13 protein-coding genes are annotated in these 14468 nt (G+C 72.9%); all 13 read left to right on the top strand.

The genetic code is table 11. From position 1 onward, the window contains the following. Positions 1-536: 536 nt before the first annotated feature. The 13 genes from mihF (at position 537) to rpe (ending at position 14416) form a co-directional block, all read left to right on the top strand. A complete protein-coding gene (gene mihF / locus ACGFI7_RS16810) occupies positions 537-860 on the top strand; it encodes an integration host factor, actinobacterial type (protein WP_020541698.1) in 324 nt (107 codons plus the stop codon). 138 nt (positions 861-998) lie between these two features. Beyond that, positions 999-1571, top strand: coding sequence for a guanylate kinase (gene gmk / locus ACGFI7_RS16805; protein WP_393405693.1), 573 nt, complete (start codon positions 999-1001; stop codon positions 1569-1571). A gap of 5 nt (positions 1572-1576) precedes the next feature. Next, entirely contained in the window at positions 1577-1846 is a 270-nt protein-coding gene (gene rpoZ, locus ACGFI7_RS16800) for a DNA-directed RNA polymerase subunit omega (RefSeq protein WP_393405033.1), read from the top strand. 7 nt (positions 1847-1853) lie between these two features. Then, positions 1854-3050, top strand: coding sequence for a bifunctional phosphopantothenoylcysteine decarboxylase/phosphopantothenate--cysteine ligase CoaBC (gene coaBC, locus ACGFI7_RS16795; RefSeq protein WP_393405030.1), 1197 nt, complete (start codon positions 1854-1856; stop codon positions 3048-3050). Between the two features lie 145 nt (positions 3051-3195). Further along, positions 3196-3564 (top strand): hypothetical protein, encoded by a 369-nt coding sequence (locus ACGFI7_RS16790; protein WP_393405027.1) that lies wholly within the window; start codon positions 3196-3198, stop codon positions 3562-3564. Between the two features lie 203 nt (positions 3565-3767). Beyond that, positions 3768-4955, top strand: a complete 1188-nt coding sequence (gene metK, locus ACGFI7_RS16785) for a methionine adenosyltransferase (RefSeq protein WP_393405025.1) — start codon at positions 3768-3770, stop codon at positions 4953-4955. 181 nt (positions 4956-5136) lie between these two features. Then, positions 5137-7587 (top strand): primosomal protein N', encoded by a 2451-nt coding sequence (locus tag ACGFI7_RS16780; protein WP_393405023.1) that lies wholly within the window; start codon positions 5137-5139, stop codon positions 7585-7587. A 49-nt stretch (positions 7588-7636) separates the two neighbouring features. Further along, positions 7637-9142 carry a hypothetical protein gene (locus tag ACGFI7_RS16775; RefSeq protein WP_393405020.1) on the top strand — a complete coding sequence of 502 codons (1506 nt, stop codon included), beginning with the start codon at positions 7637-7639 and terminating at the stop codon, positions 9140-9142. A 37-nt stretch (positions 9143-9179) separates the two neighbouring features. Beyond that, complete coding sequence (locus ACGFI7_RS16770; RefSeq protein ID WP_393405019.1) at positions 9180-10502, top strand: hypothetical protein; 1323 nt, start codon at positions 9180-9182, stop codon at positions 10500-10502. A gap of 34 nt (positions 10503-10536) precedes the next feature. Continuing rightward, entirely contained in the window at positions 10537-11085 is a 549-nt protein-coding gene (gene def / locus ACGFI7_RS16765) for a peptide deformylase (protein ID WP_393405017.1), read from the top strand. 2 nt (positions 11086-11087) lie between these two features. Then, complete coding sequence (gene fmt / locus ACGFI7_RS16760) at positions 11088-12017, top strand: methionyl-tRNA formyltransferase (RefSeq protein WP_393405015.1); 930 nt, start codon at positions 11088-11090, stop codon at positions 12015-12017. A 115-nt stretch (positions 12018-12132) separates the two neighbouring features. Then, positions 12133-13683, top strand: coding sequence for an RsmB/NOP family class I SAM-dependent RNA methyltransferase (locus ACGFI7_RS16755; RefSeq protein WP_393405013.1), 1551 nt, complete (start codon positions 12133-12135; stop codon positions 13681-13683). Positions 13684-13759: 76 nt separating this feature from the next. Continuing rightward, on the top strand, positions 13760-14416 hold the full coding sequence (rpe, locus tag ACGFI7_RS16750; RefSeq protein ID WP_393405010.1) for a ribulose-phosphate 3-epimerase: 657 nt from the start codon (positions 13760-13762) through the stop codon (positions 14414-14416). The last annotated feature ends 52 nt before the right edge of the window (positions 14417-14468 follow it).

Below are 14468 nucleotides of genomic sequence, written 5' to 3'. Positions count from 1 at the left end.
GAAGTTCCGGAGCGGCTTACGCCGGGTGGCGCTGTCGGGCGCCGTCATCTACCCGAGTCCACGGTTCTCAGGGCTCGCCGATGTTCTTCAGTTGAGGGTTCCGTTCACAAAGAAGCGTCATTCGCGCGGACTTGACAGAGGACTCCACACAAGGGTGTTCGGAGGGCGGGAAAGGGCGTGCGGGGGCGTGGCGGGGCGGGGCCGCGGTTCTAGATCATCCACGCCCGCCGGGAGGCGCGCCGTCGCCGGTTCCGCATGGCACGGTCCAGGTTTCGGACACAGGTCAGCCCCGCTTTCGGACACGCCCCGCATGCCCGTACGTGATCATCGTAGCGCCCTCGGGCGCCCCGGGGTGCGGAGTTGAAAACAGGGAAGTGAGGGCGATTTGATCAGCACTAGGTGATTTTACGATCACGCAAAGTGATGAAGTGGATTTTGTGGGCAGAGAAACCGCTCTTGGCGTTGCCTAGGGGGCGATGACCAGCTAGTTTCCTCTCCCGTCCGAGTACATCGACAGAAATTCGAGGTGACCCGGCGTGGCTCTTCCTCCCCTGACCCCTGAGCAGCGCGCCGCAGCCCTGGAGAAGGCTGCCAAGGCCCGTAAAGAGCGTGCCGAGGTCAAGAACCGGCTCAAGCATGGCGCGGTTTCTCTGGCTGAGGTGCTCAAGGATGGGCAGACCGACGACGTCATCGGCAAGATGAAGGTGTCGGCATTGTTGGAATCGCTCCCCGGCGTGGGCAAGGTCCGCGCCAAGCAGCTCATGGAGCGGCTTGCCATCGCCGAGTCCCGCCGCGTGCGGGGCCTCGGCGCGAACCAGAGGGCCTCCCTCGAGCGCGAGTTCGGTGGCAACGAGAGCTAATCTCGGTTCCATACGAAGCGCAGGTTCGACGGGGGGTAGGAAGTGACCGACAGGTCCTGGTCCGGCGGTGTGACGGCTCACGAGGCGGCCGGCGCGGACAGCAGAGTCGGAGACTTCCTCCCCTCGAGCGAGAGACGGCTGACGGTCCTGTCCGGGCCGTCGGGCGTCGGCAAGTCGACGGTCGTCGCCGAGCTCCGGCGGGCGCACCCCGCGGTGTGGCTGTCGGTCTCGGTGACCACCAGGCGACCCCGTCCCGGCGAGGTGCACGGAGTCCACTACTACTTCGTCGACGGCGAGGAGTTCGACCGGCTCGTGGAGCGTGGCGAGCTGCTCGAGTGGGCGGAGTTCGCGGGTAATCGCTACGGCACGCCGCGGCAGGCCGTGCTCGACAAGCTGGCCGCCGGCGTGCCGACCCTGCTGGAGATCGACCTGGAGGGCGCCCGGCAGGTGCGGCGCAGCATGCCGGAGGCGCTGCTGATCTTCCTGGCCCCGCCCAGCTGGGCGGAGCTGGAGAAGCGGCTGCGCGGCCGGGGCACCGAGCCCGAGGACGTCATCGCCCGCCGGCTGGACGCCGGGCGGATCGAGATGGCGGCCGAGAAGGAGTTCGACCTCACGCTGGTGAACACGGATGTCAAAGACGTGTGCCACCGGCTGATAGCCTTGATGACTGACCCTCAGGGGGTCACCGCAACCACCAACCGAGAGGTCTGACAATCGTGGCAGGAATTGCCCCGGTCGCTGAGGGCATCACCAACCCCCCGATCGACGCGCTGCTCGACATCGTCGACAGCAAGTACTCTTTGGTGATCATGGGCGCCAAGCGGGCCCGTCAGATCAACGCCTACTACTCCCAGCTCGGCGAGGGTCTGCTCGAATACGTCGGGCCGCTGGTCGAGACCCACGCGCAGGAGAAGCCGCTGTCCATCGCGCTGCGCGAGGTCTCCGAGGGCCTGCTCAACTCCGAGCCCATCGAAGGCGCGGCCTGACCCCTCGATGAAGGTCGTCCTGGGCGTCAGCGGCGGCATCGCCGCCTACAAGGCGTGCGAGTTGCTGCGGCTGTTCACCGAGTCCGGTCATGAGGTGCGGGTGGTCCCCACCCGCGACGCCCTGCGGTTCGTCGGCGAGCCCACCTGGGCCGCGTTGTCCGGCAACCCGGTGACGACCGACGTGTGGGAGTCCGTGCACGAGGTGCCCCACGTGCGCATCGGCCAGGCGGCCGATCTCGTCGTGGTCGCCCCGGCCACCGCCGACGTGCTGGCCAAGGCCGCCCACGGGCTGGCCGGAGACCTGCTCACCAACACGCTGCTGACCGCGCGCTGCCCGGTGGTGTTCGCGCCCGCGATGCACACCGAGATGTGGCAGCACCCGGCCACCCGCGCCAACGTCGCGACGCTTCGCGAGCGCGGTTCCGTCGTGATCGACCCGGCCGTCGGCAGGCTCACCGGCGCCGACACCGGCCCCGGCCGGCTGCCCGACCCCGCGGAGATCTTCCAGGTCTGCCTGCGCGTGCTGAGCGGCCGCCCGCGCGACCTCGCCGGCCGGCGCGTCGTCGTCTCCGCCGGCGGCACCCGCGAGGCCATCGACCCGGTCCGCTACATCGGCAACCGCTCGTCCGGCATGCAGGGCTACGCGCTCGCCCGCACCGCCGCCGCCCGCGGCGCCGAGGTGACGCTGGTGGCCGCCAACGTGACGCTGCCCGACCCGGCCGGCGCCACGGTCGTGCGCGTCGAGTCCACCGCCCAGCTCAGGGAGGCGGTGCTCGCCGCGACCGGCGACGCCGACGTGGTGGTGATGGCCGCCGCGGTCGCCGACTTCAGGCCCGCCGAGCGCCAGGACATCAAGATCAAGAAGACCGACGGCGAGCCCGCGCCCATCCACCTGACCAAGAACCCCGACATCCTGGCCGAGCTGGGCAGCCGCCGTGCCGAACGGGGCGACGGCGGGCCTCGGGTGCTGGTCGGCTTCGCCGCGGAGACCCACGACGTGCTCGCCAACGGCCAGGCCAAGCTCGCCCGCAAGGGCTGCGACCTGCTCGTCGTCAACCAGGTCGGCGAGGGTCTCGCCTTCGGCACCCCCGACAACGCCGCCACCATCCTGGTCGCGGGCGGCGACCCGATCGAGGTGCCGCGCGGCCCCAAGGACGACGTCGCCGACGCCGTCTGGGACGCCGTCGCCGCCCGTCTCGGCTGACCGGGTTCTCCCGTACGGGCGGCTTCGCCGGGAGGTGCCCGTACGCACTCTCGGGACGTACGGGACGAAAAGGCTAGATTGATTACCCGATCACCTGTTGCAGCTTTCCGGAATGCCTGCTGATACTGGGGCGAAGGGGGGCGGCATGCCGGTGAATTCTGCTGTCAGAGACCGCTGCAGGACGGTTCTGGGACACAAGGGCGCGATCCGCTACGTGTTCCCCGCGCTGTCCGTCGGGCCGGGTGGTTCGGCCAACTTCCTGATCGTGGTGACCGATCTGGCCGTGGTGGTGCTGTCCACGCGGATGTTCCGCGGCGACCGGCCGATCTCGGTGTACGCGACGTACCCGCGCGACACGCGGCTGGGGCCGATCACGCTGGCGCCCGGGCCCGTCATCGAACTGGGGGACATGACGTTCGAGTTCGACGACGAGTACGCCGCGGTGGTGGCCGCCGCCGACGCCGAGGTGTTCGCCCCGGAGACGCTCCCGCCGGATCCGCTGCCCCACCTGTGACTCCCCGCCCGAGGCGGTCCCGGGCCGGGGACGGCTCGCGCCGCTGCTCGGGCCCATGCCGGGAACATCGACCGACGCGTACGGATCGTGGACGGGTTTCGCGGCCGGGCACTGGGTAGGGCTAGACTTCGGCGAGGCTCTGGCGTGCCAACCCGCCCTGAGCCCTACATCCGTCAGCAGCCGCTGCATGAGGAGCCACTGAGTTGTCACGTCGCCTGTTCACCTCCGAGTCGGTCACCGAAGGCCACCCGGACAAGATCGCCGACCAGATCAGTGACGCGATTCTGGACGCCATGCTCAAGGACGACCCCAAGAGCCGGGTCGCCGTCGAGACGATGATCACTACCGGCCAGGTCCACGTCGCGGGCGAGGTGACGACCGAGACCTATGTCGACATTCCGGGCGTCATCCGGGAGAAGATTCTGGAGATCGGCTACGACGCCTCCTACAAGGGCTTCGACGGCGCCTCCTGTGGCGTGTCGGTGTCCATCGGAGCGCAGTCGCCCGACATCGCCCAGGGCGTCGACGACGCCTACGAGCACCGCGTCGAGGGTGACATCGACGAGCTCGACCGCCAGGGCGCGGGCGACCAGGGCCTGATGTTCGGCTACGCCTGCCGCGAGACGCCCGAGCTGATGCCGCTGCCGATCACCCTGGCCCACCGCCTGGCGCTGCGGCTGTCCGAGGTGCGCAAGTCCGGCACCGTGCCCTACCTCCGCCCCGACGGCAAGACCCAGGTCACGATCGAGTACGACGGCGACCGGCCGGTCCGGCTCGACACCGTGGTGGTCTCCACGCAGCACGCCGCGGAGATCGACCTCAAGGAGATGCTGACCCCCGACATCAAGGAGCACGTCGTCGACGTCGTGCTCGACGGGCTCGACATCGACACCGACGGCTACCGCCTGCTGGTCAACCCGACCGGCCGCTTCGAGATCGGCGGCCCGATGGGCGACGCCGGCCTCACCGGCCGCAAGATCATCATCGACACCTACGGCGGCATGGCCCGCCACGGCGGCGGCGCCTTCTCCGGCAAGGACCCGTCCAAGGTCGACCGCTCGGCCGCCTACGCCATGCGCTGGGTCGCCAAGAACGTCGTGGCCGCCGGGCTCGCCGACCGCTGCGAGGTCCAGGTCGCCTACGCGATCGGCAAGGCCCTGCCGGTCGGCCTGTTCGTCGAGTGCTTCGGCACCGAGAAGCTGCCGGTCGAGAAGATCCAGGAAGCCGTGCTGGCCGTGTTCGACCTGCGCCCGGCCGCGATCATCCGCGACCTCGACCTGCTGCGGCCGATCTACTCCGAGACCGCCGCCTACGGCCACTTCGGCCGCGAGGGCTTCTCCTGGGAGTCCACCGACCGCGCGGAGTCGCTCCGCACGGCCGCCGGTCTCTGATCGGTCTCTGATTCTTCACGGTGAGCGGGCGTCGCGTGCCCACGCGACGTCCGCTCTCTCCTCGTACGGCGGATGTGCCGTACGAGGCGGCCGGCATGTCCTGTGACCTCTGGGTCTTCGCAAGCCGGGTCCCGGAGGTCGCCGGGCGTCCGCCGGCCGGCGGGTCTGGTAGACGTAGTGCGTGACCGACTCCGACGACGCGCTGCTGCCGCTCGACGCCGTGCGGCCCGCCGCGTCGTCGAAGGACGCCAAGGGAGCCGTCGTCCCCGCCGCCGAGCTGCCCGTCGCGCGGGTGGCCGTGGACAACCCGCTGCCCCACCTCGACCGGCCGTTCGACTACCTGGTGCCCGCCACCATGCACGACACCGCCCGGCCGGGGGTGCGGGTGCGGGTGCGGTTCGCCGGCAAACTGGTCGACGGGTTCCTGCTGGAGCGGGCCGGGCAGAGCGACCACGCGGGCAAGCTGACGCCGCTCGAACGCGTCGTCTCACCCGAACAGGTGCTGACGCCCGAGATCGCCGGGCTGGCCAGGGCGGTGGCCGACCGCTACGCGGGAACGCTGGCCGACGTCCTGCGCCTGGCGATCCCGCCCCGCCACGCACGCACCGAGGCGGCCACCCGCCCCGCCTCTGAGGTGGCCGGGGCTGCGGTCCACGCGGACGCGCCCGTACGAGAGGATCTTTCTCCGGCGGGCCCTGAGGCTGTCCGTGAGGACCTTGTATCCGTACGCGGTGATCTTCCCTCAGAGGGGTCTGGATCCGTACGTGGTGATCTTTCTCCGGAAGGGTCTGCATCCGTACAGGAGGGCGTTCGCCCGGAGGGGCCCGCGGCCGGACGTGAAGAACTGCGTCCGGAGGCACCCGCGTCCGTTCGCGCGGAGCATCACCCGGCGGAAACCTCGGCCCCGGGGGGCAGCGCCGACGTCTCCGACGTGGGTTCCTGGGGCGACTATCCGATGGGGCCGTCGTTCGTCGACGCGTTGCGTCACGGGCGGGCGCCGCGTGCGGTGTGGACCGCGTTGCCCGGTGGGGGCGGGTGGGCGACGGGGTTCGCCGAGGCCGCCAGGGCGACGCTGGAGGGCGGCAGGGGTGCGCTGGCCGTGGTGCCCGACGGCAAGGACGTGGCGCTGCTCGACGCCGAGCTGAGCCGGGCGCTGGGGCCCGGACGGCACGTGGCGCTCACCTCCGACCTGGGCCCGGCCGAGCGTTACCGGCGATGGCTGAGCGTGCTGCGCGGCCAGGTGCGGGCCGTGGTGGGCACCCGGGCGGCGATGTTCGCGCCCGTGCACGGGCTCGGGCTGGTGGCGCTGTGGGACGACGGCGACGACCTGCACGCCGAACGGCTGGCCCCGTACCCGCACGCCCGCGAGGTGCTCGGGCTGCGCGCCCACCGCACCGGCGCGGCCATGCTGATCGGCGGGTACGCGCGTACGGCCGAGGCGACGCAGCTCATCGCCACCCGATGGGCGCGGCCGATCGTGGCCGCCCGGCAGGAGATCAGGCGCAGGGCGCCGCGCGTGCGCGCCGCGGGGGAGGACGCCGAACTGGCCAGGGACCAGGCGGCGCGGGCGGCCAGGCTGCCCAGCGTGGCGTGGCGGGTGCTGCGCCAGGGGCTGGCGGACGGTCCCGTCCTGGTGCAGGTCCCCCGGCGGGGCTATCTTCCCGCGCTGGCGTGCGCGCAGTGCCGCGCCCCCGCCCGGTGCGCCCACCCGCCGACCCGCATGAGCGCCAGGGAGCAGGCGTACCCCGTCCGGATCGCCGGTGCGGGGGAACTTCCGTACGAGGAGAGCGCGTACGGGCCTCATCACTCGGGCGGTGCTCCCGAGGGCGCAGGGCGCCCGGAGGGCGGTTCGAAGGCCGAGGAGCACTGTCATGGGCCGCTGGCCCTGCGCACCGGGCACGCCGCGCCCTACTGCCGCTGGTGCGGCCGGGTCGACGCCGCCTGGAAGTGCCCGGCGTGCGGGAACCACCGGCTGCGCGCCGTGGTCGTGGGGGCCAGGCGCACCGCCGAGGAACTGGGCAGGGCGTTCCCTTCGGTGCCGGTGCGGACGTCCGGGCGGGACGGGGTGCTGGCCCGGCTGCCCGCCGGTCCCGCGCTGGTGGTGGCGACCCCGGGGGCGGAGCCGGTCGTCGAGGGCGGGTACGCGGCCGCCGTGCTGCTCGACGGGTGGGCGCTGCTGGGCCGGGCCGACCTGCGGGCGGGGGAGGAGGCGGTACGCCGATGGCTGAACGCCGCGGCCCTGCTCCGCCCCGGCGGCGGGCTGGTGGTGCTCGCCGACGCCGCGCTGCCGGCCGTGCAGGCGCTGGTGCGCTGGGACCCGGTCACGTACGCCGAGCGTGAGCTGGCCGATCGGGCCGAGCTGGGTTTCCCGCCGGCGGTGCGGATGGCCACGCTCACCGGCGCCTCGTCGGCCGTGCGGCAGATGCTGGAGGAATCCCGGCTGCCCGGCGGCGCGCAGGTGCTCGGCCCGGTCCCGGTGGACGACGCGGGCCAGGAACGCGCCCTGGTGCGGGTGCCCCGCGCCGGCGGGGCGGCACTCGCCGCGGCCCTCAAAGGGGCCAGCGGGGTGCGTGCCGCCAGAAAAGCACCAGACGTGGTCAAGGTATGTGTCGACCCGCTCGACCTGATTTAGACCGTTTCCCCGATTCGCTCATCTGTAAGCCAGCCGTTAGCGTGCCACTGTGTCGATCGAATGGGTGAACGCGGCCATCGACGACCTGCGTGCCTGGGGGCGCGCCCGGGGCGTCGAGGTGGACGCGGACGAGGTCCGCTTGCTCTGCGACTACGCCAGCGACTACCTGAACGTCAACAAACTGGCCGACTTCACGCCCGCCACCTTCGACGAGCTGCTGCTTTCCATCTATCCGCGCAAGGTCATCGCGCCGCCCGAGAGCGCCCAGGAGACCGTGGCCGCCGGTCGCACCCTCGTCCACTACCTCCAGGAGTCGGGCGAGGTCGGCGGCGAGACGGCCGCGGCCATGCGCGAGCGGCTCGACGACATCGAGACCCTGATGCCGGACGCCTTGGCCGACACGGCCAACTTCGGCATGGCCAAGAGCCTGTTCAGCTCCATCGGGCCCGAGGCGCTGGAGCAGTCCGTCGCCATCCCGTCCGGAGAGGTGCCCGATCTGGGGGAGGCGCCCTGCGACTGCCCCGGCTGCGCCCCGCGGCCCGCCGTCCGGCTGGCGGCCCCCGAGGCGCTGGAGGCCGAGCTGCGCGGCATCCCGCTCCTGGCCGAGCTCGACCGCGGCGCGGTCGCCTTCCTGGAAGGGCTGGACACGCCCTCTGACGGGCTGGGCCGGTGGGCGGCCGTCGTGGCCTACCTGGTCGAGGGCGACACCGGCGGCGGGGTCACCGGCTCCGCCGGCGTCGACGAGGAGCTCTACGACCTGTTCGACATGCTCTACCGGGTGCAGGCGCCGGTGCCCGCCGAGGTGATCGGCGAATACCTGGAGGAGCTCGTCGACGACGAGGTCGACGTGCCCGCCGTGCTCGGCCGCCTCGCCTGGTGCGGCCTCGTCCGCGTCACCGGCGACGGCCCTTCGACGGCCGCGGGGCTCACCCCGGCCGCCGTGTGGGCGCTGCGCGAGCACTACCTCGGCCTCGGCCTCGACGCGCCGCAGGCGCCCGACCTGGCCGAGGCCGACGCCCGCGGGCTCATCGAAGGGCTGCTCGACGGCGTGCCCGCCGAGCTGGCCGAGTCCGACATCGAGCGCTGGCTCGCCGCCAGGAGCCCCGGCGAGGCCGCCGCCCAGCTCCTCGCCGCCGCCTCAGGAGCGCCCGCCGTGGCCCGGGGCATCGCCGTCACGATCGTCGACCAGCTCGGCGCCGAGGCGGAGCCCGCCGTACGCGAGAGCCTCGACGAGACGGAGCTGCGGCCGCACGCCATCCACTGGCTCACCGCCCGCCGTCTGCCCGCGCCGCAGCTCACCCACGAGGAGCTGCTGTGGGTCAGCGTCGACATGCTGGCGCTGGCCATGCCCGCCGCCCAGGAGGCGCCGGACATCTTCGCCGAGAACATGTCCGCCTCCGGTCCGCCCGCCCATCTGATCGAGGAGATGTGGCAGGTCGACCATCCCGACGTGGTCGAGGTGCTGGAGCTGCTCGGGCGCTCCCTGCCCGACACCACGACGGCCAAGGCCGCGCGCAAGGCCGCGTTCAAGGCACGCTCCCGCGGCATCAGATGAGTACGCTTGTGTGACTGACGTGGAGTAAGTTTCCTGGGTGGCAAACAACGTCTTCGACCTCGCCGAGCTGCGCAAGCTGATCGATGAGCAGGCCGTCGTGCCGCCGCGGCCGCCTGAGAAGACGTCCGTGGAGCACGAGGCGCTCACCTTCCCGCCCGTCGCCCTCGCCGGTGACGCCGAGCTGGCCAGGGCGGTCCCCCAGGTCCCGCTCGTGGCCGACGCGGTGCGCCTGGCCGGCTGGACCGGCACCCGCCCGGTGACCCCCGAGGGCCTGCTCACCGAGTCCGACGCCGAGGCCGCCGTCGCCGAGCTCGGGCTCGACCCGGCCCGCCTGCGCCTCGTCTGGGTCGTCGCCGTCAACACCGGCCTGCTCCAGATCCTCGGCGGCCGCGCCTCGCGAGGCCCGCTGCCGCAGCACCTCACCGTCGAGGCCACCCTGGAGTTCTGGGACGGCGTGGTCATGGACGTCCTCGACCGGGCCGACGAGGGCCTGACCGGCTCCACCGTCATCGACGGCCACCTGGCCGAGATGCTCGCCACGATCTACTCCGTACGGTCCGGCGTGGCGGTCGCCAACCTGGCCCGCGGCATCCTGCAGTCCCACGAGGTCGCCTGCGCCCCCGGCCAGAGCGGGATGCGCCGCCTGGCCGCCGACCTGCCCGGCGAGCTGTTGCAGGCGCTGTCCCTGCTCGCCTACTGCGGCGTGGTCGAGCAGACCGCCGCCGGCCGGACCGCGCTCACCCCGCTCGGCGTCTGGGCGATCAGGCGCGACCTGCTGCGCGAGGGCCACGACGCGCCCACCACCGACGAGGTCGCGGTGTTCGCCGACCTGACCGCGGCCGAGCTGGTCGACGCCCTGGTCAGCGGGTCGGCCACGCAGAGCGCGGTGGCGGGCTGGCTGGAGCGCCGCCCGCCGGAGGAGGCCGCCCGCCAGCTGATCGCGATCGCCGCCGAGGGCGGCGCCGGCCGCCGCGGCGCCGTCGGAGCCGTCCTGGAGGAGCTGGGCCCCGAGGCCGAGACGCCGCTGCGCGAGGCGCTCGACCTGCCGCTCATGCGCCGCTACGCCGCCTCATGGCTGCACATCCGCGACCTCGACGCGCCCCCGCTCAGCCCCGAGGACCACACCTGGATCGCGGTCGACTCGCTGGCCGCGCTCATGCACCTGTCCGGTCACGCGGCCGAGCGGCTCGACACGCCCGAACCCCGCGAGGATCTGATCCGGCTCGTCACCGAGATGCCTGCCGTCGGTCACCCCGACACCCTCGCCGTGCTCGACATGCTCGCCCGCGCCCACGACGACGAGGCCGTCGTCAAGGCGGCGCGCAAAGCGGCGATGAAGGCTCGCTCGCTCGCCCACTAAACTGAGCTGATCCCTCGAAGGAACGGAGTGACCCTTGGCGATCCAGGCGATCCGGCTGTTCGGAGATCCGGTGCTGCGCAGCCCGGCGGCTCCCGTGGTCGACTTCGACAAGGAGCTCCGCAAGCTCGTCAAAGACCTCACCGACACGATGATGGACGCGCCGGGCGCCGGCCTGGCCGCCCCGCAGATCGGCGTCGGGCTGCGGGTGTTCACCTACTACGTCGACGACCAGCTGGGCCACCTGGTCAACCCCGACCTCGACCTGTCCGGCGAGATCGACGAGGAGGGCGAGGAGGGCTGCCTGTCCTTCCCCGGCCTGTCCTTCCCGACGCCGCGCGCGATCCGCGCCGTCGCCAAGGGCTTCGACGTGCACGGGGAGCCGGTGGTGCTGGAGGGCACCGACCTGATGGCGCGCTGCTTCCAGCACGAGACCGACCATCTCGACGGCATCCTGTTCATCGACCGGATGGACCCCAAGCAGCGCAAGCTCGCCATGAAGGCCGTCCGCGAGGCCGAGTGGAGCGGGCTGCAGGCGCCCACGGTCAAGTTCTCGCCCCACGCGACCGGCGGAAAGGCCCTCTGACGATGCGCCTGGTCTTCGCCGGCACCCCGGAGACGGCGCTGCCGTCGCTGCGGGCCCTGATCGACTCGCCGCGCCACGAGGTCGTCGCGGTCGTCACCCGGCCCGACGCCCAGTCCGGCCGGGGGCGGAAGGTCCACCCCTCCCCGGTCGCCGAGCTGGCCGAGGAGGCGGGCATCGAGGTGCTGCGCCCGCCCAAGGCCGGCGATCCGGCCTTCCTCGACCGGCTGCGCGCCCTGGAGCCCGACTGCTGCCCCGTCGTCGCCTATGGAGCGCTGCTCCCGCAGGCGGCGCTCGACATCCCGCGCCACGGCTGGGTCAACCTCCACTTCTCGATCCTGCCCGCCTGGCGGGGTGCGGCCCCCGTGCAGCACGCCGTGCTGCACGGCGACGAGATCACCGGCGCGACCACGTTCCGCATCGTCAAGGAGCTCGACGCCGGTCCGGTCTTCGGCGTGGTCACCGAGGAGATCAGGTCCGACGACACCAGCGGGGTCCTGCTGGAGCGGCTGTCGGTCTCCGGCGCCGGGCTGCTCGCGGCCACCCTCGACGGCATCGAGGACGGCTCGCTCGAAGCCCGTCCGCAGCCGTCCGACGGGGTGACCCTCGCACCCAAGATCACTGTTCCCGACGCCCGCGTCGACTGGTCGGCGCCCGCCATGCGGGTCGACCGGCTCATCCGCGCCTGCACCCCCAACCCGGGGGCGTGGGCCGAGTTCCGCGGCCAGCGGATCAAGCTCGGCGCGGTGCGCGTCGCGGCCGGCGAGGAGCGCCTGGCTCCCGGCGAGCTGGCCCCCGGCAAGCACCGGGTGCTGGCCGGCACCGCCACCGACCCGGTCGAGCTGGGCGAGGTCCAGCCCCAGGGCAAACGCCTGATGAGCGCGGTCGAGTGGGCCCGCGGCGTTCGCCCGGAGGCCGGAGAGGTCCTCAAGTGAGTCGCGACCGCCGACCGGTGGGCTGGGGCGCGGCTCAGGACGGACGACAGGCAGGACGGGGCCGGCCGGGTGAGCGACAGGTCAGCGGCGCGGCCGTGACGGGAAGTCGGAGGGCATGACACCACGGGGGGCCGCGGGCAGGGGCGGCGCGAAGAGGCCACGACGGCCGGTCCGCGATCAGGCGCGCAACGTCGCGTTCGACGTCATGCGTGCCGTGGCGGAGCGCGACGCGTACGCCAACCTGCTCCTGCCGCGACTGCTCCGCGAGCGCGACATCAGCGGACGCGACGCGGCGCTCGCCACCGAGCTGACCTACGGCACGCTGCGCGGGCTCGGCACGTACGACGAGATCATCATGGCGTGCAGCGACCGCGCGCCCGACCCGGCGGTGCGCGACGCGTTGCGGCTGGGCGCCCACCAGCTGCTCAAGATGCGCATCCCGCCGCACGCCGCGGTCGGCACCAGCGTCGATCTCGTACGGCTGCGGATCGGGCAGGGCGCGGCCAAGTTCGTCAACGCGGTGCTGCGCAAGATCGGCGGGCGGACGCTGGAGGAGTGGGTGGCGATCGTCGCGCCCGACCCGGAGCGCGACCCCGCAGGTCATCTGGCCGTCGCCCACAGCCATCCGCGCTGGGTGGTGACCGCCTTCCGCGACGCGCTCGGCAAGGACTCCGGGGAGACCGCCGACGTGCTGGCGGCCGACAACGACCGTCCCCTGGTGACCCTGGTGGCCAGGCCGGGGCGTTCCTCGATGAAGGAGCTGCGCGACGCGGGCGCCGAGCCCGCCCGCTACTCCCCGTACGGCGCGATCCTGCCCGAGGGCGACCCGGGCCGGATCCCGGCAATCGCCGAGACCCGGGCCGCCGTGCAGGACGAGGCCAGCCAGCTCGTGGCGCTCGCCCTGACCCGCGTCCCGCTCGACGGCCGTGACGAGCGCTGGCTGGACCTGTGCGCGGGCCCTGGCGGCAAGGCGGGTCTGCTGGACGCCATCGCGACGCACGGCGACCTGGAAGCCCTGGGCGACCGGCCAGACCGCGAAAGCGGCACCGTCTCGGCGTCCGAGGGCGGAGCCGGCCAGGCGTCCGGGAGCGGGGGCGAAGGCGAGAGCGGGGCGGAGCGAAAGCCCGAGAGTGGGACCGACCGCGAGAGCGGGGTTGTGCGGGCGTTCGGGGGTGGGGCGCGGCTGTTGGCCAGTGATGTGCAGCCGCATCGGGCGCGGCTGGTGCGGCAGACGACGGCCGACGCCATGGTGATCACCGCCGACGGCACCGAACCGCCGTGGCGGCCGGGGGTGTTCGACCGGGTGATGCTCGACGCGCCCTGCACCGGGCTCGGGGCGCTGCGGCGCCGGCCTGAGGCGCGGTGGCGGCGGGATCCTTCGAGCATCGCCGAGCTGAGCGGGCTGCAGCGCCGGTTGCTCGGCACCGCCCTGGACGCGGTCCGGCCCGGCGGGGTCGTCGCGTACGTCACCTGCTCGCCGCACCTGGCCGAGACCCGGGTGGTCGTGGGTGACGTGTTGGCCCGCAGGGACGACGTGGAGCAGCTCGACGCCCGCGATTACCTGCCGGAGGTCGGCGGGCTGGGCGAAGGGCCGCACGCCCAGTTCTGGCCGCACCGGCACGGCACCGACGCGATGTTCCTGGCCCTGCTCCGCAAACGCGCCTAGCGCCTGGCCAGGAAGGCGCGCTGAGACCCGGGGCGGGGGTGCCGGGGGAGGGGCGCACCAATAGACTCGGGGCATCATGGCCGTACAGATCTCTCCCAGCATCCTGTCCGCCGACTTCGCGCGGCTGGCCGACGAGGCGGCGGCGGTGCCGAACGCCGACTGGCTGCACGTGGATGTCATGGACTACCACTTCGTGCCCAACCTGACCCTCGGGTTGCCCGTGGTCGAGGCGCTGCGCAAGGCGACCTCGCTGCCGCTCGACTGCCACCTCATGATCGACGACCCTGACCGGTGGGCGCCGTCGTACGCGGAAGCGGGGGCGGGGAGCGTGACCATCCACGCGGAGGCGTCCGCGGCGCCCGTGCGCACCCTGCGGGAGATCCGGGCGCGGGGGGCCAGGGCCGGGCTGGCGCTCAACCCGGCGACGGCCGTGGAGCCGTACGAGGATCTCGTCGGCGAGCTCGACATGCTGCTGCTGATGACGGTGGAGCCGGGGTTCGGCGGGCAGAAGTTCCTCGACATGGTGCTGCCGAAGATCCGGCGCACGCGTGCGCTCATCGAGCGGCACGGCGGCCAGGTGTGGCTGCAGGTCGACGGCGGGGTGTCGGCCGAGACCATCGAGCGGTGCGCGGAGGCGGGCGCCGACGTGTTCGTGGCGGGCAGCGCCGTCTACGGGGCCGACGACCGCGTGGCGGCGATCGACTCGCTGCGCGCCCTCGCGGAAAGGGCCTGAGAGCCTCCTGGAGACGGGAGGGTCCCCGCCGTGGACGGCGGGGACCCCGGGT

Origin of the sequence: Nonomuraea sp. NPDC048826 (genome assembly GCF_043198225.1) — a bacterium.
Lineage (GTDB): Bacteria > Actinomycetota > Actinomycetes > Streptosporangiales > Streptosporangiaceae > Nonomuraea.
The sequence above is the reverse complement of the archived record's forward strand: the minus strand, read 5'-3'. Positions and strand labels throughout refer to the sequence as shown.